Source organism: Alkalicoccobacillus murimartini, assembly GCF_030813245.1.
GTDB classification, from domain to species: domain Bacteria; phylum Bacillota; class Bacilli; order Bacillales; family Bacillaceae_D; genus Alkalicoccobacillus; species Alkalicoccobacillus murimartini.
In genome coordinates this window covers 36040-54142 of sequence record NZ_JAUSUA010000001.1, presented here as the reverse complement: position 1 = coordinate 54142, position 18103 = coordinate 36040, and the positions used below count along the sequence as shown (strand labels likewise).

Sequence of the window (18103 nt, the reverse complement as noted above, 5' to 3'; positions counted from 1 at the left end):
CTCTGCTTAGGAGCTCCTGTTTTTTGCATTATGGCGTATGAGACACAATTAATGTGGCTCCACCTGATATAGAGTACGTTCCAATCGTAGCAGGAATAATAAAGTGAGAACCTTTTTCAAAAGGGTGAGCAATACCATCAACAACGATATTCCCCGATCCCTCTAATACGCTTGCTAGTAAATACTTTTCTGGTGCCGGTCGTTCGACTGTTCCGCAAAGCTTCCATTCATATACGCTAAAAAACGTTTCTGCAACAAGCTGTGTATTCTTCAGACCTTCAACTTCCTGACAAACACGAGTAGTCGGAAAATCGCGATGCGGCACTGTCGTTACCTCGATAGAAGGTTTAACATGAAGCTCCCTTTTATTGCCGTTATCATCCGTACGATCAAAGTCATATACTCGATACGTTGTGTCAGAGCTTTGTTGCGTCTCGAGGATAAGGGTTCCTTTTCCCAAAGCATGAATCGTGCCGCTTGGAACATAGAAAAAATCACCTTTTTGGATAGGCACTCGTTTTAGTAATGTGTCCCATTCCCCGTCTTCAATGGCTTTAGCGAGTGTCTCTTTGGTATCAGCTGTATGCCCATAAATTAATTCAGCTCCCGGCTCACAGTCAATCACATACCAACATTCTGTTTTTCCTAATTCACCATTTTCATGCACCTTAGCATATGTATCGTCAGGGTGAACTTGAACAGATAAGTCAGCATCCGCATCTAAAATTTTAATGAGCAGAGGAAAACGGTCTCCTTCTTCTCCACCAAACAATTCGCGGTTTTGATCCCATGCTTCCATTAATGTCTTTCCTTCAAGTGGTCCATTTCGAATGATCGATGGTCCATTGGGATGAGCAGATATCCCCCAACATTCCCCAGTTTGTGACGAAGGAATATCGTAATCAAAAACATCCTTTAGCTTTGTGCCTCCCCAAATTCGCTCTTTGAAAACCGGTTTTAAAAAAATAGGTTGTTTATACAAAAAAGTTCCTCCATTTCAAATATACTCAATCTTATCATTCATGAAAGTCAAAAAAAGTGCAAGCACTATTCAAAAAAACCTCAGTTTCATCAAAGAAACTGAGGCTTGTATGAATCATGTGTGTACGAAATCTCCACCGTTTATGTGAATCGTTTGACCTGTCATATAGGAAGAGTCATTTGATGCTAGCAATACATAGACTCCAACGTGTTCAACTGGTTGTCCTGGCCGTCCCATTGCATTATTCTGGCCAAACTCAGAAACTTTCTCTTCAGAAAAGGATGCTGGAATAAGTGGTGTCCAGATTGGACCTGGTGCAACGCCATTTACACGGATTCCCTCTTGAACGAGGGATTGAGACATCGAGCGAGTAAATGCATTAACCGCCCCTTTTGTACTCGTATAATCAATTAAAGAAGGGTTTCCGCGATACGGATTAATTGAAGAGGTGTTAATAATACTACTACCTGGCTTCAAATAATCTAGCGCTGCCTTTGTAAAATACACATACGAGTAAAAATTAGTCGCAAACGTGCGATGAAGCTGTTCAGCTGAGATCTCTTTTAAACTATCCACAGGATGTTGTTCAGCCGCATTATTTACAAGGATATCTAACCCATCAAGCTCTGTTACCGTCCGCTCAACCGCTTCTTTACAAAATGTTTCATCGGCTACGTCACCTGAAATTGTAATACAGCTTACCCCTTCTTTTTCAACACGCTGCTTCGTAGCCTCAGCATCCTCATGCTCATCGAGGTAGACAATCGCAATATGTGCCCCTTCCTTCGCGTATCCTACAGCCACCGCTCGTCCAATACCTGAATCTCCACCTGTGATTAGAGCGACTTTTCCCTTTAATTTATCGGACCCTTTGTACTGATCATCTTCAAAAATCGGTAAAGGATCCATGACGTGCTCATCACCAGGTTGCTTTTCTTGTCTTTGTTTTGGAATTCCATTCGTTAAATGATTGTGTAAATCCATGATTATCCGCCTCCAATATTGATACTCTATTATCTTGTTTACCCACGTACATTCATTTTTTAAACGTAAAAAAGCAGAAGAAGGATTGAACCAACTTCTGCCAACTCTATTACCAACTTGCTTTTTTCACTCCCGGAATTTGCCCTTTATGTGCCATCTCACGGAATTTAATTCTTGATAATTTAAACTTCTTTAGAACTCCACGAGGTCTGCCTGTCACCTCGCAACGAGTAGTTAATCTTGTAGGGGAAGAGTCACGAGGTAACTTTCTAAGTGCAACATAATCTCCTTTTTCCTTTAATTCCTTTCGAAGAACAGCATACTTTTTAACTAGTTCTTGCCGTTTGCGTTCTTTTGCGATTTTAGATTTTTTAGCCATATTTGTTTCCTCCAGTTAGTTAAGTTGTTTGCTCACTACGAGTCACTTGCCACGGATATGGATCTCTGAATTGAGACCAATCCGCTTTCATTTCATCATCTGTCAAAAGACAGTAATCAAGCTCTCGACTAATCATCTCTTGATCTAAGCCGATCCCAATAAAGACAACCTCTGTTTTTCGATCGCCCCATACCGCGTCCCAATCTGAGAGTGTATCTGGGTTCATTTGCTTATAATAAACCTGCTCAGCCTTAGGCAAGGAGGCAACCCAATAAGCAACAGGCTCCAGCGTTGCAGATGGACCTGCTTGAGAAAGCATTAATACTAAATCATTTCGAGTCGCACACCAGACGGTTCCTTTCGCACGAACCACTTCTTTCGGGAAGTAATCTGACCATTTCTCAAAGCGCTCCGAATGAAAAGGTCTGCGCCTCTTATAGACAAAAGAGTTAATCCCATATTCCTCTGTTTCTGGTGTATGCTCCTCTGCCTCAAGCTCTTTTATCCAGCCAGCCTCCGTACTTGCCGACTCAAAATTAAATAATCCTGTATTCAGAATATCTTTTGGATCTACAATACTGTGATTTGTTTCAATTAATTTCGCCTCTGGCTGAAGCTTTTTCACTACTCCTTTTAATAGCTTTAAATGCTCTTCCTCAAGCATGTCAACCTTATTCAAAATGAGCACATCACAAAATTCAATCTGATCAATTAAAAGATCAACAATATCACGATCATCTTCCTCACTTAATGCTTGCTTACGATCAAGCAGCGTCTCTCCAGAATTAAAATCATGCCAAAATCGATTGGCATCCACGACTGTCACCATCGTATCGAGATGACAATACTCCCCATGATTAATCCCTGTTTCCTCATCAATGTATGAGAACGTCTGAGCCACAGGTACGGGTTCTGAGATTCCCGTCGACTCAATGAGGATATAATCAATATTTCCTTGCTTGGCTAACCTCTCTACCTCTATTAAAAGATCCTCCCTCAGCGTGCAGCAAATACACCCATTAGACATCTCCACCAACTTTTCTTCCGTACGATTAAATCCCCCCTGCTCAATGAGATCTGCATCCACATTAATTTCACTCATGTCATTTACTATAACGGCAACCCGCAGGCCCTCTCTATTAGACAACACATGATTAAGCAACGTTGTTTTCCCCGCACCCAAATACCCACTTAACACTGTAACTGGTATCGTCGACACATTTGTTTCCTCCTCTACTTTATGTAAATCGTAATTATTACGAATTATACATCTAGATTGAGAGGTTGTAAAGCGTAATTATTACGATTTATAAATTTGAGACGTATTTTGTGCTTTTCTGGGACACGCTGGCTTTACTGATTTCTGTGGCTCTTTGCTGATATGCAGCTCTCTTTACTGATTTCTACTTCTCTTTACTGATACCGACTACTCTCTACAGATTTCCTGCTCTCTTCACTGATTTCCACCCACCTCACCCACCATTTAACCATTTCTTTTCCTAATCACTTAAACAATACAAATAAAGCGCTTACATATATTCTCTCTAGGGTATACAATAAAAGGGATTCTAAAAATACTTATTTTGGAGGGATTTTCATGGTGTATCAGCAACCTGGAACAACCGATTCAGTGGTCACGTTTAAGGAACGCTATGACAATTTTATTGGTGGGAAATGGACAGCCCCTGTGGATGGTCGTTATTTTGAAAATGTAACACCAGTAACTGGAGACGTTTTTTGTGAGATTGCCCGATCTTCCTCTAAAGATATTGAATTGGCACTGGACGCAGCTCATGATGCGAAAGGTAGTTGGGGAAAAACCACTCCGACTGAGCGAGCCATTTTGCTTAACAAGATTGCCGATCGAATTGAAGAAAACCTAGAGACATTAGCAGTAGCTGAAACATGGGATAATGGAAAGGCTGTTCGTGAAACATTAAATGCAGATATTCCTCTTGCCGTTGATCACTTTCGTTATTTTGCTGGGGTCATTCGTGCTCAGGAAGGTACGCTTAGCCAAATTGATGAGCAGACGGTTGCCTACCATTTCCATGAGCCACTAGGTGTAGTTGGTCAAATAATTCCATGGAATTTCCCTATATTAATGGCGGTGTGGAAGCTTGCTCCTGCTTTAGCGGCTGGAAACTGCGTTGTTTTAAAACCTGCTGAACAAACGCCAGCTTCTATCCTCGTCCTGATCGAACTCATCGAAGACTTACTACCCGCTGGTGTTGTGAATATTGTAAATGGATTTGGAGAAGAAGCTGGGAAACCTCTCGCCTCCAACAAACGAATTGCAAAAATTGCATTTACGGGCGAGACATCTACAGGTAAGTTAATTATGCAATACGCAACAGAAAACCTGATTCCGGTCACACTAGAGCTTGGTGGAAAATCACCAAATATCTTCTTTAAAGATGTTATGGACAAAGATGATGCCTTCCTTGATAAAGCCATTGAAGGGTTTGTAATGTTTGCATTAAACCAAGGTGAAGTGTGTACATGCCCTTCTCGGACACTAATACATGAATCGATCTACGATGAATTTATCGAGCGAGCATTAAAACGAGTGAAGGAAATCACGTCTGGAAATCCATTGGATCCGAACACAATGATTGGTGCTCAGGCTTCTCAAGAACAGCATGAGAAGATCACTTCCTATCTTGAAATAGGAAAACAAGAAGGTGCTGAATGCTTAATTGGTGGTGGGACACGTAAAGTTGATGGAATGGATAACGGGTTTTATATTGAGCCAACAATCTTTAAAGGAACAAACGAGATGCGTATTTTCCAAGAAGAAATCTTTGGCCCTGTCCTATCAGTCACAACGTTTAAGGATGACAATGAAGCATTAGCCATTGCAAACGATACACTGTACGGGCTAGGTGCTGGTATTTGGTCTCGAAACATTAATACAGCCTACAAATTCGGACGTGAAATCCAAGCTGGACGAGTATGGACAAATTGTTATCATGTATACCCGGCACATGCAGCCTTCGGAGGCTACAAACAGTCTGGTATTGGACGTGAGAACCATAAAATGATGTTGAATCACTATCAGCAAACCAAGAATCTACTGGTCAGCTATAGTGAAGATGCGCAAGGTTTCTTCTAAGCAACCCTATTAAACAGTGTGCCTGGAACAGAATTGTTTTATTTTCATGAAACCCAAATACGAGAGTGAGGCTGCCGCTCCGGACATACACTCCGCACCCGCGGGCTGGCTGGTAAGCTAATCGGTAAGCAGAGTTGAGTTACTTACTCATTTCTGTAGCTGTGCGTTTTATTCAGCATTGAAACCTAATACAAAAAGACAACTTCTAATGAAGTTGTCTTTTTGTTGTTCTCACTAATCCTTTTTCACTCTTGCAGCCCAACGGTTTCCAATGGACTGGACACCTTGAACGATAATAATTAATAAGATGACGGTAACGTACATTACATCTACTTCATAGCGGAGATGTCCGAAACGATAGGCAAGGTCACCAAGTCCACCTGCTCCGACTAGGCCGGCCATTGCTGTTGCTCCTATTAATCCAATCATCGCAATGGTCATGCCAAGAATAATTGACGGTCTCGCTTCTCGTACCATGACATGCCAGATGATCTGATACCGTTTAAAACCCATGGCTTCATAAGCTTCCAGCACACCTTTGTCCACTTCAAGTAAAGCCGATTCCATTAGCCTCGCAATATAAGGAGCTGTATATACAACGAGTGGAACGATTACCCCTTGAACTCCAATTGTTGTGCCCATAACAAACCTTGTAAATGGTAGAATAAAAAACAACAAGATAATAAAAGGAAGAGACCTAAAGATATTAATAATGGCATTAAACGTTTGGTAAACAAATCGATTTTCACCAGGTTGACCTGGTCTAGTTAAGACCAAAATAATACTAAGTGGTAAACCAATTAATAATGCCACTACAAAGGAAATGCTAACCATCACAAATGTTTGCTGCGTTGCATCCCAAATAGCAGGTCCTCTCGTGCTTAGAAATGTTCCTATATCAAAGTTCACGGTTACTTACCTCCTCAACACGTACCCCTTCTGCACGCAAGAATTCGATGGTTTTGCTTGTTTCTTCATCTGATCCCTGCAAATGTGTGACTAAACGTCCGTATGGTTCATCCTTTAACTGTACAATGTTTCCCGAAAGGATGTTGGAATGAACATCAAACTGCTTCGATGCTAGAGATAGAGCAGGTTTCCCCGTCGAATGCCCAACAAATGAAAGGCTAACAATCGGACCTGTTTGACTTAAGGATTGAATGAGTTCTCCTGGAATATCGTCAGGGAACAAGCTATTGATAAACTTCTTTGTCGTTTGCTGCTTGGCATTAGAGAATAACTCAACGACTTTACCCTGTTCAATAATTTCTCCATTTTCCATAACAGCGACCTGATCACAAATCTTTTGGATAACATGCATCTCATGCGTGATTAACAAGATGGTAATTCCAAATTCACGATTAATTTTTAATAAAAGATTTAAAATCGATTCCGTTGTTTCTGGATCTAATGCGCTTGTTGCCTCATCACTTAACAAGACATCCGGCTCATGAGAAAGAGCTCTTGCAATGGCCACACGCTGTTTTTGACCACCAGAGAGCTGTGCCGGAAATGAATCATGTTTTCCTTCTAGACCTACGATCTGTAAATATCGTTTCACACGTTCATCAATTTCTTCAGAGGGAACTCCTGCTAGTTTAAGTGGGATGGCGATATTTTGATACACAGTTGCTGTTCTTAATAGGTTAAACCCTTGAAAAATCATCCCAATGCCTTTGCGCGCAGACCGCAACTCTGTTCTGCTCATTTTTGTTAGATCAGATCCATCGATGATTACATTTCCTTTATCGACCTGCTCTAATTGGTTTACAGCCCGAATAAGGGTACTTTTCCCAGCTCCACTATAGCCAACTACACCAAAAATTTCACCTTTTTTTACGGTTAAGGAGACATCCTTTAACGCTTCAACTTTTCCTTTTTTTGAATTGAATGTTTTAGATACTGACTTTATCTCAATCATTATGTCGTTCCTCTCCTAACGAAAGCCCCACTCAATGCGAGCAGGGCAACTACTTAATCTTTACTTACCATCTTACCAAGAAGCGATAACAGATCCTTGGAATTCTTCTTCAATAAACTGTTTTACTTCATCAGATTGATACGCATCAATTAACTTTTGCACAACTGGATCATCTTTATTTTCATCACGAACGACAATCGTATTCACCCATGGGGAGTCTTCTGGTTCAATATAAATTGAATCTTCCGTTGGATCCAACCCTGCTTCCGTTGCAAAGTTTGTGTTAATTGCAGCCAATGCAACTTCGTCTAACTGTCTTGGAATTTGAGGTGCTTCCACTTCAAAGAATTCCAAATCATATGGATTATCCACTACATCTAGAACAGATGCATTTGTACCGGCACTCTCATCTAAAGTAATCAGTCCCGCATCCTCAAACAACATTAATGCACGAGCTCCATTTGTTGTATCATTTGGAAGGGCAACCTTTGATCCCTCTTCAACCTCAGTAGGATTATCCAAATCATTTGAATAAATACCCATCGGATAGTTAACCGTTGTTGCTACATCAACTAAACTATCCCCTTGGCCGTCATTATAATTATCAAGAAATGGTTTATGCTGATAACTGTTAGCGTCCAATTCTCCTTCACTTACTGCTGTATTTGGAGCGTTATAATCCGAGAATACCCTTAATTCAACGGTTAAGCCATTATCTTCTGCCACTTCTTTTACTTTCTCCATGATTTGCTCATGCGGGCCTGCTGTTACACCTACTGAAATCTCATCTTCTGCTAGTGGACCAAATTCATCGCCAGATCCACATGCTGTTAATATCCCTGCTGTAAGTGCCGCTGCACCAAAACCTACTATCTTTTTCATCTTAAAACGTCCTCTCCACTACCTAGTAATGTTTCTATTTTTAGTATGACTTCTTTTAGATCATCCGATGTAAACGATTCTTCCATAAAATGAATCGATTCACCTTCAGCCAAAGCTCGAGCCGCCACAGCTTCTATTACGTGTTCATGTGCTGATAAACCAACATCACGTAAAGTCATTGGCAAACCCATTACTTGAAAAAAGGGAATGAGTTTATTCATTTCATCCCAATTCTGTTCAAGTCCAAGCTGCACCAAAATTCCATAGGCCACTTTCTCTCCATGCAACCTGGTTTTTGTTTCTGGAAATATCGTTAAACCGTTATGAATGGAATGTGCCGCTGCAATGCGTCCATAATGATCCCCTAGTCCTCCAACTAAACCACCAGCTGCGATGTTCGTTTCCACAACTTGAATCAAGTCGTTGGTTACCTTTTTTTGGCTTAGTGCATCAAGGGCCAACACACCATGTTCAAGTAGTGTATCTCTACATGTCTTAGCTGCTGCTAGTGCTAATTGAACAGGTACTCGCAATTGAGTTTTGTCCCGTGTTAATGCGTCAGCCTCATACCATTTCGCTAAGGTATCACCAATACCAGCTCGTAAGTATGCAGCAGGAGAATGCGCCAGGACTTCTGGTTCAATCAGTACCATACCTATCCCCTTAGGAAAGGTATCATAACGTAGGTATTCGCCTAACTCATTATAAATAACACTTAACGTGGACCATGGCGCACAGGTTGAGGCCAGTGTCGGAAGCAATATCGCCTCTTTATCAATTACATTGGCACATGCTTTCGCAAGATCCATAGCTGTACCACCACCGATACCGATGATACAATCTGCGCCAAATGTGGACGCAGCTTGCTGATGTCTCTGTACCTCTGCATCAGTACAATGTCCACTGTATGGTTCGTACAATAACTCAATTTGAGTAAATGTTGGTAGAAAAGGCTTGATTGCTTCTAATGAACGATTTCCATGCAGCACATATGCTTTTTTAACATGGCGTTCTATAAGTTTCTCTTCTAATGACTCAAGTACACCTTGCTCGCACTGATAATACCCTGGTCCGACCTTAACTGTTAACATAGGACCACTCCTTTTAAATCCGACTATATCGATCTTTTTTAATGATTCTATCAGGATCTCAACCAATTGACTACTCCTATTTAGTTGGAAACCTTGATTCTACTACACAATAATACTCTTCTCCGTCACAGAATTAAAGGATTAATTACTTTGTATGCGATTACATTGAAATAAACACATATAATTCTGACTTAAGCCTATTTAAAAATAAAAAAACTGGTTCATAGACCAGTTCATTTACATACTCGATTTTTCTTTTTTTGTATCAATAAACGAAAAATGAATGCCACCCATATGGTTAACGATACAAAAGCCAACCACGTGTTCAAGTTAAAGTATTGACTGTTCATTTGACTATTTAGGCCTTGGGTGATCATTTCTATATATTCTTCCGTGGAGGCTTGATCCGTCGTTTGGTCATACGTGTTATAGTTTTCGACTAATAGCTCTCGATAATCATCCAATGAACGGTATTGATAAATAATTGCTACAAAAATATGAACCGGCAAAATAAAAATTAGCCACTTGCGCCATTTCCGAGTGGTGGGTTGAATTAACACATACCAACAGTATACGACACCAATAAAAAGAGGGATTAAAGCAATCATAAATAAAATGGCGATGTTTCCCATACTACTATAAGGCGGTGTATCATTGGCTAACATATGGCAGAATCCAAACCCCATAGCAGAGAGGATGAGAAGCACCGTTAAGACTATTTTTATCATAATAATCTCCTGTTTTATTAGATAAGTAAGCAAGAACTCGTTTGACCCTCTGTTATTATTCCAGAACGGGCCGTTCCACACTTCCAATAAATAAGATCGTTTCTGTATTTTCATCTATAATCGCAAAGATAAACGGTCGATTTACAATAAAGCTATTCTCTATCATGGTTGCAGATTCTCTTAAATCTACTGCTGTTACAGCTGCTGCCTCCGTACCTTCTTCATCTACATTGATAAAAGTCTTGTGAATGACATCATTGATAGCGTATGAAAAACCGGATCCGAACATTGGTGAAAAATCAAGACCACCATTAAACAACGACCCCATTCCTAGCTCAGATAATGCTGGAACTAATGAATAATCGGCCGAAAATGTAAATGTGGGCAGACTTACATCTACTTCAACATCCCTCCACAAATCGGTCCAAAAAACGGCAGGACTAAATGAATGTGCAACCTCTTCAAATTCATCTTCACCTGGCAAGATAATCGCCATGGAAAAGCCATCATCTTCATATGGAAGTTTTAATGCACGAAAGGTAGACTCTTCGAACAAAGCAAATTCACCTGTTTGATTCATCATGGGGTGCTCTATTGTTTCTCCATTAAGTAAGTGAAAGGGCCCAGGTTTAGTCAAGTTCTCCTCAAAGGGCTCTTTCCAATTGGCATCAAAATACACTGCATTGATTAAATAGGCAACAGTATCCATAGGAACTTCATCTAATAATTCACTAATATAGCCATCTGTATTATCATTCACCCAATCATTGATCTCTTTCGCTGGTTCGGACTCTGATATCTCACGTATTTCTCCATTATAAAATGTATGTAATAGCTCCTGATAGTCATCTTCCACATCCAACCCCTTTTTATGCCAAACAGAATGAGCTGTTTTTAGTTCAGCGTGTGGTAGGCTGTCAAATGACTCCGTTATCTTTTGAACCTCTCTATTTAACTCATCCAGGTTACGATCACCCAGTTGTAGCGACTCAAGCAGGGTCTTTCTTTCCTCATCAGCAAGACCATTGGCTGTCATCAATAACGCAAGTTGAACACTATAAGGAGAAATCAACATATTTTCTTCTAGGCTATTCTGATAAACCTCTTGGAAAAGCTCTACACCAAAAGTGGATTGCGCAGAAGCAGGTTCATACTTTACTTCCTCTGGGCTAGGATCAGGTGCTTGAGGCTTTTCCTCCTCTTGATTAGCCAGTGTTCCACATCCAGCACTAGTCACAACGAAAAACCCTAAGATGAAAAATCTTAGTCTCATTACATACCCTCTTCTCTTCACTTAGGCTTTATCTCACAATTCGACATCAGTACTAGAAATTCCTACATTCTTTACCTTTTCTTTATAACTATTTGTTACGATAGAGACTAGAAGGGAGTAGATCAAAACATGGACACAGCGACGTTAACCAAGCTCAAAAAAAAGACCTTGATATCATGGAATGTGCTGATGTTATTCTTAGGAAGTATCTACTTGCTGTTAATCGCATATTATCCTTTAGAAATAGTACTTGCAGGAGTGGGCTTATTCGTTTTCCTCACAGGGGTTTATGATATCCTTACGTACAAAAAAACCACTCATCTCTTCCCTTGGTCTCGACAATTAGCCGAATATACCAAAGATAAGCTTGGACCAGAATGGAATAAACAGCGAATCGGGAGCGGAGTGATTTCTATATGCTTAGGAATCATTTTAGTTTGGACGAATGTCCCTTTCATTACAGAACAAGAAACCAATGAATCTTTACAGACTGGTCCTCTTGTTGGCTTTTCTCTCATTATCCTTCTGATTTTTATCATTCTAATGAATGTCTCACAGCTATATTCTTTTAAGAAAACAGAGGAAAAAAGCACCGAAGAGTTGCAAGGATCTTTTGTGCGAAACTCCATACTAGGACTACTCATTGGACTAGGACTTACATGGGTTTTGTTTTTTAGTACGATAATGTTTATTGTCTTTTTTATTTAGAGGACATACTCTTTGAACCATATAACCTAGATTAAAAAAACCCGGCATCCGCCGGGTTTTCCTGTATTATCACACGATTGCTTCTTCCTGTTCTTTCTTAAAGAATTGCTTCATCGCATGATACACGTCGCCTTGTTCTTTAAGTATATAGTGGCGGAAGCGAGGGTCCTCAATATTTTTGTACGCACTCATCAGTGTAGAGTGTCTAGAGTATTGATTGACTTCTCCATATCCAAACATGCTAGATACACTCATTAGCTGGTTCACTAACTTCACGCAACGAGCGTTATCGCTTGTAAGATTATCACCGTCAGAAAAATGAAAGGGGTAGATATTATACTTACTAGGCTCATATTTTGCATCAATGATCTCTAATGCTTTTAGATATGCAGAAGAGCAGATCGTTCCTCCACTTTCACCTTTAGAGAAAAAATCTTCCTCCGTCACTTGCTTCGCTTCTGTGTGGTGTGCAATAAATTCTATGTCAACCGTTTCGTATTTTGTTCTTAGAAAACGAGACATCCAAAAGAAAAAGCTTCGTGCCATATATTTTTCAAAACGGCCCATTGATCCACTTGTATCCATCATGGCAATAACGACAGCTTTTGATTCAGGACGAGTAATTTCATTCCATGTTTTAAAACGGAGATCATCATTAGAGATTGGATTTATACCTGGTTTACCTGTAAGAGCATTTCGTTTAATAGCTGATAGAATGGTCCGGCGCTTATCAACATTACCCATCAATCCTTTTTTACGGATATCATTAAAGGAAATGTCCTCAAGAATAATTTCATTCTCTTCTTTTTTCTGAAGATTAGGTAGCTCAAGCTCTGAGAACAATAGCTCTTGTAGTTCTGCAATGGATACTTCTGCTTCGTAATAATCTTCGCCTGCTTTGTCACCCGCACCTTGACCTTTTCCAGGTCCAGCTTGCTGCTGTCCATTCGGGTCTCTAGCCACAACATCTCCAATTTTTGTGTCGCCTTTTCCTTGCCCTACATGCTTATTCTTATCATAATTGTAGCGAATTTTGTATTCATCCAGTGATCGGATTGGAATCCGAATCACATCTTTTCCATTAGACATGACGATGCTTTCTTCACTCACCAAGTCAGGCAAATTTCTTTTAATAGCTTCCTGAACCTTTTCTTGATGCCGTCGTTGGTCCTGGTAACCTTTTCGATGGAGGGACCAATTCTCCTGTGACACAGCGAATCCTTGATACTCGTCTTTTTTCACATGTTTCCCTCCCTGTTTATTTATGCGTAAACAGCTTTGCCTGGATATGCACAACTTCAGACTTTTTTGCATATAGTATGGTGGAGTTGGTTCACTATGTGAAAGCCTCATTATAGTGATTACCTTATCTTATGCAGACAAGTGAAAGAGTTGCCAAAAAATTCAGATGAATCACTCTCATCTTGTTTCACGTTGTTATTTAGTGTATGCAAGGACAACCTCCTCTACGACAAAAAAACCACAAGAGCACAACTCTCGTGGTTAATATCCCTTACCTAATCTACGTTCTAGTTCCTCAACTAAACCTACAATTTCTGCTGTTCTAGCTTCTTTTTCAGCAAGGAGTTGTGACTTCTGAATACGTTCTAGCGTCTTCTCATCAAGATTGGACAAGCGTTCCTCTTCGTTTCTCTTATGTTCAGCATAATGCAGAAGAACCTCTGCCCCATCCCCAATTATTTCTGCAGGACAATTTCCTTCCATGACAATGGAGGCTGCGTTATCGGTAAACGTACAATCTTCAATATGAGGTCCGGCTTCACGAATATGAATGGCACAATCACCACCCTCAATAATAGATGTCGCGACAATAACTGGTGCACTTCCTTCTGTAATTTCAAGTTGCGGTAACCCATGTTGAACAAATCGGCAGTTTTCGATACGACCTTTTGCTGCTTCTACAAACCACATCGCATTAGATGGACTCTCTGATACGATACAGTTTGTAAAAACAGGATCGGCCGCTCCACGAACGATCACTTGTGGATAATCTTCTCCATGTCGATAGATCTCGCAATGGCTAAGATGTCCTCTGCTTTCTTCTAAGAAGTGAAGCCCATTCTCATCACCTTCATAAATAGAGGTTGTATCCATCTCCAAGAAACTTTGTTCGGCAACGACTAATTGAATTTGTTTATGGCTATAGATATTTGTCTGAAAAATCGCTGCAGATGATTGTTCAGTTAGCCATACTCCATAATGCTCACCATGATGAATCGAAGATCGTTCTATTATTGTATTCCCTTGCTCTGATACACAAATTTGTGGGAGGACATGCCCGGCCACTTCGCTATCACTAATTACAGCCTCACCACTTGCAGCAATCAGTATGGCATTCCCTTTGCCACTTAAAATTGAGCAGTGCTTAACTTTAAGCTGTCCACCCTGGACATTGACTTGTGCCTGCAAATGAGCAACCATGCGTGTGTGTTCTAAACGTAAGCTTGCACCTTCCTTCACTAGGCAACCAATATCTCCACTATGAATATAGGAGTGACTGATCACAGATGTACTCTCGCTGAGTAAAATCTGATGGCCATCATTCCGTGAAAGAACCGTATTTTTTAATGAAAGTTTGCCACCAATTGCTTCGATGCCTCCAAACTTCCCTTCATATATCCTGCTAGAGACTAAAGAGAGTGTGACGTCATCTTGCAAAAACACCTGAGCTCTAGAACCAGCATGTCCATAGACAGAGCAATCCTCCATCACCATTTGGCTTTTATCAGTTAAGATCACCGCTTCCTCCATACCTTGGAAGATATGCGTATGCTTTAGCACCATTCTAGCATGTTGACTCATACGAATTTGAACTGCTTTTTGTTTGGAAAGTGCACAATATAATAGCGACATGTACCCTTCTGTAATGATTGCGTGCTCATTTTTCTGCATGATGACTTCACGCAAAGTGGCTTTGCCTTGTTCTGATACGGAGATAGCCGAATGACTCATTCTATTCACATCACAGTGATCAAGCTTCAACGAGCCTTCTGCGACAAGAAAACCTATTTCTCCGTCCTGTAACGTTATATTTCCTACGGTTACATTGGCTTGGTTTTTTATATGTATCGAGCCTTCTACAATCACAGCATCCTTCTCGCCGATACCGGTAATCGTAATAGACTTGTCAATTATGAATATTCCTTTGTATGTTCCTTCCTCTAAAAGGATGGAATCACCCTCCTGTGCTACATCAAGCGCACTCTGAAGATGTTTGTATTTTGATAAGATTTTTTGGGATACCTTTATTTCCTTCATACAATCCACCTCACTTAGTGATAAGTATAATTCAAATAACAATTTCCTGTCCAAGATGAGAAGCTAAGGTAATTTTTTCTAAACTGTTATTTTCTGTTGATAAGGAACAAATGTTCGCATATACTATAAAAAAAAGGGGGCCTTGAGATGTTTACGTCATTCCTCACAAAAAGCTGTCTACAGAAAAATTTAATTGAATTAATCTATCTTTCTAAGTCAAATCAAATGACCCACCGAATTATAACAGCCGATAAACTTTCAAATGGACTTCTTACTGGTTATTGTCATCAACGTAAGCAGATCCGACGTTTTTCAGTTGATCGTATTTTATCTGTCCTACCTGTCCAGCAAAAAGAAGCATAAGCACGGTTAATCGCTACCAAAGCTGGTTATGCTTTTATAACTAGCTTTTGGATGGGGAATTGCATGTTGCACAGATCGACAGTATGTTATAGTTTTATATATTAAGGAATGAAAATAAGTTAGGCAGGTAATTTAATCATGAAGAAAAATAGATGGTTTATTGTGGCCATTAGTGCACTTGTTTTAAGCAGCTGCTCACAATATAACCAAGAGCCTACAAATGATAGCTCTGATAATCAGGATTCTACAGTGAATGACTCTACTCCAACTGATGAAGAGCAAGAAGAAAATGAAGCTAACGAACCAAATGAAGACATACCTGAAGAAGATCCAAATGAAACCGATCAGTCAGATACAGATGAACAAGTGGATGAAGACACACTCTCTCTTCCTTCAGAATACTTTAATGACATTGAAGAAGTAGATGGACAGGCTGTTATTCAAAATCCAGATAATATCCTGACGTTTGTTAATCATGATTATCTACTCCCTAGTGATTATGTACCCGATGACCTGGTCATCCCTGATGTGAAATTCTCATACGGCTTTCAAGATATACCAAAAAGCTATATGCGTGAGGAAGCCGCAGGTGCTCTTGAAGCATTGTTTGGCGCAGCTGGAGAGGAAAACATTGAATTAGCGGCTGTTTCTGGTTATCGATCTTATGACCGACAACAGGAATTATATGATCAAGCGGTAGCTAGATCAGGTGCTGATCAGGAGTTTGTTGCTCACCCAGGGAGTAGTGAACACCAATCCGGTCTTGCAATGGATGTATCGAGTTCCAGCGTGAACTATGGCTTGGTCCAGGAATACGAGAATACAAAAGAGGGACAGTGGCTTGCAGATAATGCCCACCACTTTGGCTTTATCATCCGTTATCAGAAGGATAAAGAAGATATCACCGGCTATGGATATGAGCCTTGGCACTTACGATATGTTGGTGAATCAGCGATCGAAATGTATGAAAGTGAATTAGTACTAGAAGAATTTTTTGATTTGGTAAGAGAAATTTAAGCATAAAGAGTCGCTCTAGTATTTTTTGTAGGCTTCTCTTCATTATGTATGTACGTGAATAGGAGGATTGAGTGTACTGAAGACATTGATTTTGGGTATCATTCGTTTTTATCGACGTTTCATCTCAAGCTGGACTCCCCCTTCTTGCCGATTCTATCCAACCTGTTCACAGTATGGCATGACGGTTGTTAGTCGCTTTGGTGCAGCTAAAGGAACATGGCTGATTATAAAAAGAATGGTAAAATGCCATCCATTCCATCCAGGAGGCATAGATATGCCACCAGGGGAAGAAGATTCCGATCATTCAGGTTGTAATCATTCTCACTAAATAAAAAAAGGCGATCCACGCGGATCGCCTTTTTGCTTATTTATTACCCATATACGTAAATTCAGATAATGGCCAGAATCGTAAGTCCACCTTGCCGACAATTTGATCTTCACTAACAGCGCCAATCCGGCGACTATCTAGACTACTTGGACGGTTATCACCCATCACAAAAACATGACCTTCAGGTACCGTTACCTCATCAAAATCCTGCGTATACGTTCCAGGACCAGGTTTAACCTCATCTAGATAAGGCTCATCTACTGCTTCATCGTTGATATAGAGTACATCACTTTCAACTCTAACCGTATCTCCAGGAAGTCCAATGACTCTCTTAATATAGTCTTCATTTTGCGTGGCATGAAAGACAATCAGATCGTCATGGCTCGGTTCACTAAATTGATAGTTCAACTTATTAATGATAAACAGCTCTCCCTCATGAGCTGTTGGCAGCATTGATTCTCCTCGAACTTCGTAACTCGTAAAAAGAAAGGTACGAATAATGACTGCCAGTACAATAGCAATAATAATTGCTTTTACCCAACCTAAAAGCTCACTCTTCGTTCTACTCACAAGGTTCCTCCGCCATTCGTTTCTTTTCAATTTACCACTTTTAAACAAAGAGAACAACCTTATCAGTGTTGAAGCCTAATCGGTTGTTTCACTTACGCTCATACCACCCCATCTAAAACAAGAGCTTTAAAAGCTTATGTAAAATTATCGATTTTTCATTTGATATCCACATTTAAATGGAAAGAGTATTGGATATAACAATATATGAAAGAAAAGGCGAATAAATTGAATGACGCACACTTATATAACCTAGAAGTAATTCAACTCTAATTACTTCTAATTAGCTTAAACCAGCGTAGGACATACACGGAAACTCCTGTGGGAGGAAAGGCCTGGGTGAGACTTCGAAGTGCGCCAGCACAAGTAGGCTCACCAGCCGCCCACGGAAAGTGGAGTGTATGTCCGGAGCGGCCTAACACTCTTATTTGATTGAAAAAACCCGAACCACTATGCAGTCTAACTAGCATAATAATTCGAGTTTTT

Annotated in this window: 18 protein-coding genes; 5 read left to right on the top strand and 13 right to left on the bottom strand. The window is 40.2% G+C overall.

All coding sequences use genetic code 11. The features are described 5' to 3' along the window. Positions 1-28: 28 nt before the first annotated feature. From manA to J2S05_RS00305, 4 genes are all read right to left on the bottom strand, one after another. The gene (gene manA, locus J2S05_RS00320) at positions 29-982 is read right to left on the bottom strand and encodes a mannose-6-phosphate isomerase, class I (protein WP_306978839.1); all 954 of its coding nucleotides are present in this window, start codon (positions 980-982) and stop codon (positions 29-31) included. Between the two features lie 114 nt (positions 983-1096). Continuing rightward, positions 1097-1966, bottom strand: coding sequence for an SDR family oxidoreductase (locus tag J2S05_RS00315; protein WP_306978837.1), 870 nt, complete (start codon positions 1964-1966; stop codon positions 1097-1099). A gap of 109 nt (positions 1967-2075) precedes the next feature. Continuing rightward, positions 2076-2345, bottom strand: a complete 270-nt coding sequence (rpsN, locus tag J2S05_RS00310) for a 30S ribosomal protein S14 (RefSeq protein WP_306978836.1) — start codon at positions 2343-2345, stop codon at positions 2076-2078. Positions 2346-2364: 19 nt separating this feature from the next. Then, on the bottom strand, positions 2365-3564 hold the full coding sequence (locus tag J2S05_RS00305; RefSeq protein WP_306978834.1) for a GTP-binding protein: 1200 nt from the start codon (positions 3562-3564) through the stop codon (positions 2365-2367). A gap of 378 nt (positions 3565-3942) precedes the next feature. On the opposite strand from J2S05_RS00305, the gene exaC reads away from it, so the two are divergent. Continuing rightward, positions 3943-5460, top strand: coding sequence for an acetaldehyde dehydrogenase ExaC (gene exaC / locus J2S05_RS00300; RefSeq protein WP_306978832.1), 1518 nt, complete (start codon positions 3943-3945; stop codon positions 5458-5460). Between the two features lie 234 nt (positions 5461-5694). Here the strand turns inward: exaC and J2S05_RS00295 are convergent, their stop codons facing one another. The 6 genes from J2S05_RS00295 to J2S05_RS00270 all read right to left on the bottom strand — a co-directional run bounded on the left by J2S05_RS00295 (position 5695) and on the right by J2S05_RS00270 (position 11355). Next, entirely contained in the window at positions 5695-6294 is a 600-nt protein-coding gene (locus J2S05_RS00295) for a methionine ABC transporter permease (protein WP_306981020.1), read from the bottom strand. A 64-nt stretch (positions 6295-6358) separates the two neighbouring features. Beyond that, positions 6359-7381, bottom strand: a complete 1023-nt coding sequence (locus J2S05_RS00290) for a methionine ABC transporter ATP-binding protein (RefSeq protein WP_306978830.1) — start codon at positions 7379-7381, stop codon at positions 6359-6361. A 72-nt stretch (positions 7382-7453) separates the two neighbouring features. Beyond that, positions 7454-8263 carry a MetQ/NlpA family ABC transporter substrate-binding protein gene (locus tag J2S05_RS00285; RefSeq protein ID WP_306978829.1) on the bottom strand — a complete coding sequence of 270 codons (810 nt, stop codon included), beginning with the start codon at positions 8261-8263 and terminating at the stop codon, positions 7454-7456. Beyond that, positions 8260-9354 carry an iron-containing alcohol dehydrogenase family protein gene (locus tag J2S05_RS00280; protein WP_306978826.1) on the bottom strand — a complete coding sequence of 365 codons (1095 nt, stop codon included), beginning with the start codon at positions 9352-9354 and terminating at the stop codon, positions 8260-8262. The genes J2S05_RS00285 and J2S05_RS00280 overlap by 4 nt, the downstream gene beginning before the upstream one ends. 233 nt (positions 9355-9587) lie before the next feature. After that, positions 9588-10082, bottom strand: coding sequence for a hypothetical protein (locus J2S05_RS00275; protein ID WP_306978824.1), 495 nt, complete (start codon positions 10080-10082; stop codon positions 9588-9590). 55 nt (positions 10083-10137) lie between these two features. Continuing rightward, positions 10138-11355: a serpin family protein gene (locus tag J2S05_RS00270; RefSeq protein ID WP_306978823.1), complete on the bottom strand. Its 1218-nt coding sequence runs from the start codon at positions 11353-11355 to the stop codon at positions 10138-10140. A 129-nt stretch (positions 11356-11484) separates the two neighbouring features. On the opposite strand from J2S05_RS00270, the gene J2S05_RS00265 reads away from it, so the two are divergent. Further along, a complete protein-coding gene (locus J2S05_RS00265; protein WP_306978821.1) occupies positions 11485-12063 on the top strand; it encodes a hypothetical protein in 579 nt (192 codons plus the stop codon). Positions 12064-12132: 69 nt separating this feature from the next. Here J2S05_RS00265 and yhbH read toward each other — a convergent pair whose 3' ends face one another. Continuing rightward, complete coding sequence (gene yhbH, locus J2S05_RS00260) at positions 12133-13305, bottom strand: sporulation protein YhbH (RefSeq protein WP_306978819.1); 1173 nt, start codon at positions 13303-13305, stop codon at positions 12133-12135. A 261-nt stretch (positions 13306-13566) separates the two neighbouring features. Next, a complete protein-coding gene (locus J2S05_RS00255) occupies positions 13567-15342 on the bottom strand; it encodes a right-handed parallel beta-helix repeat-containing protein (RefSeq protein WP_306978817.1) in 1776 nt (591 codons plus the stop codon). Between the two features lie 147 nt (positions 15343-15489). Between J2S05_RS00255 and J2S05_RS00250 the strand changes: the two genes are divergently transcribed. The 3 genes from J2S05_RS00250 to yidD all read left to right on the top strand — a co-directional run bounded on the left by J2S05_RS00250 (position 15490) and on the right by yidD (position 17050). Continuing rightward, a complete protein-coding gene (locus J2S05_RS00250) occupies positions 15490-15705 on the top strand; it encodes a WYL domain-containing protein (RefSeq protein WP_306978815.1) in 216 nt (71 codons plus the stop codon). Positions 15706-15843: 138 nt separating this feature from the next. Continuing rightward, the gene (locus tag J2S05_RS00245; RefSeq protein ID WP_306978813.1) at positions 15844-16722 is read left to right on the top strand and encodes a M15 family metallopeptidase; all 879 of its coding nucleotides are present in this window, start codon (positions 15844-15846) and stop codon (positions 16720-16722) included. 76 nt (positions 16723-16798) lie between these two features. Continuing rightward, positions 16799-17050 carry a membrane protein insertion efficiency factor YidD gene (gene yidD / locus J2S05_RS00240; protein ID WP_306981017.1) on the top strand — a complete coding sequence of 84 codons (252 nt, stop codon included), beginning with the start codon at positions 16799-16801 and terminating at the stop codon, positions 17048-17050. Between the two features lie 36 nt (positions 17051-17086). Here the strand turns inward: yidD and lepB are convergent, their stop codons facing one another. Then, the gene (gene lepB / locus J2S05_RS00235; RefSeq protein WP_306978811.1) at positions 17087-17620 is read right to left on the bottom strand and encodes a signal peptidase I; all 534 of its coding nucleotides are present in this window, start codon (positions 17618-17620) and stop codon (positions 17087-17089) included. Positions 17621-18103: the final 483 nt, after the last annotated feature.

Excerpts from the sequence above, each read along its gene's own strand:
- J2S05_RS00315 (WP_306978837.1), bottom strand. The coding sequence starts at position 1,966 with ATGGATTTACACAATCATTTAACGAATGGAATTCCAAAACAAAGACAA.
- rpsN (WP_306978836.1), bottom strand. The coding sequence starts at position 2,345 with ATGGCTAAAAAATCTAAAATCGCAAAAGAACGCAAACGGCAAGAACTA.
- exaC (WP_306978832.1), top strand. The coding sequence starts at position 3,943 with ATGGTGTATCAGCAACCTGGAACAACCGATTCAGTGGTCACGTTTAAG.
- J2S05_RS00295 (WP_306981020.1), bottom strand. The coding sequence starts at position 6,294 with ATGGTTAGCATTTCCTTTGTAGTGGCATTATTAATTGGTTTACCACTT.
- J2S05_RS00290 (WP_306978830.1), bottom strand. The coding sequence starts at position 7,381 with ATGATTGAGATAAAGTCAGTATCTAAAACATTCAATTCAAAAAAAGGA.
- J2S05_RS00285 (WP_306978829.1), bottom strand. The coding sequence starts at position 8,263 with ATGAAAAAGATAGTAGGTTTTGGTGCAGCGGCACTTACAGCAGGGATA.
- J2S05_RS00280 (WP_306978826.1), bottom strand. The coding sequence starts at position 9,354 with ATGTTAACAGTTAAGGTCGGACCAGGGTATTATCAGTGCGAGCAAGGT.
- J2S05_RS00275 (WP_306978824.1), bottom strand. The coding sequence starts at position 10,082 with ATGATAAAAATAGTCTTAACGGTGCTTCTCATCCTCTCTGCTATGGGG.
- J2S05_RS00270 (WP_306978823.1), bottom strand. The coding sequence starts at position 11,355 with ATGAGACTAAGATTTTTCATCTTAGGGTTTTTCGTTGTGACTAGTGCT.
- J2S05_RS00265 (WP_306978821.1), top strand. The coding sequence starts at position 11,485 with ATGGACACAGCGACGTTAACCAAGCTCAAAAAAAAGACCTTGATATCA.
- J2S05_RS00255 (WP_306978817.1), bottom strand. The coding sequence starts at position 15,342 with ATGAAGGAAATAAAGGTATCCCAAAAAATCTTATCAAAATACAAACAT.
- J2S05_RS00250 (WP_306978815.1), top strand. The coding sequence starts at position 15,490 with ATGTTTACGTCATTCCTCACAAAAAGCTGTCTACAGAAAAATTTAATT.
- J2S05_RS00245 (WP_306978813.1), top strand. The coding sequence starts at position 15,844 with ATGAAGAAAAATAGATGGTTTATTGTGGCCATTAGTGCACTTGTTTTA.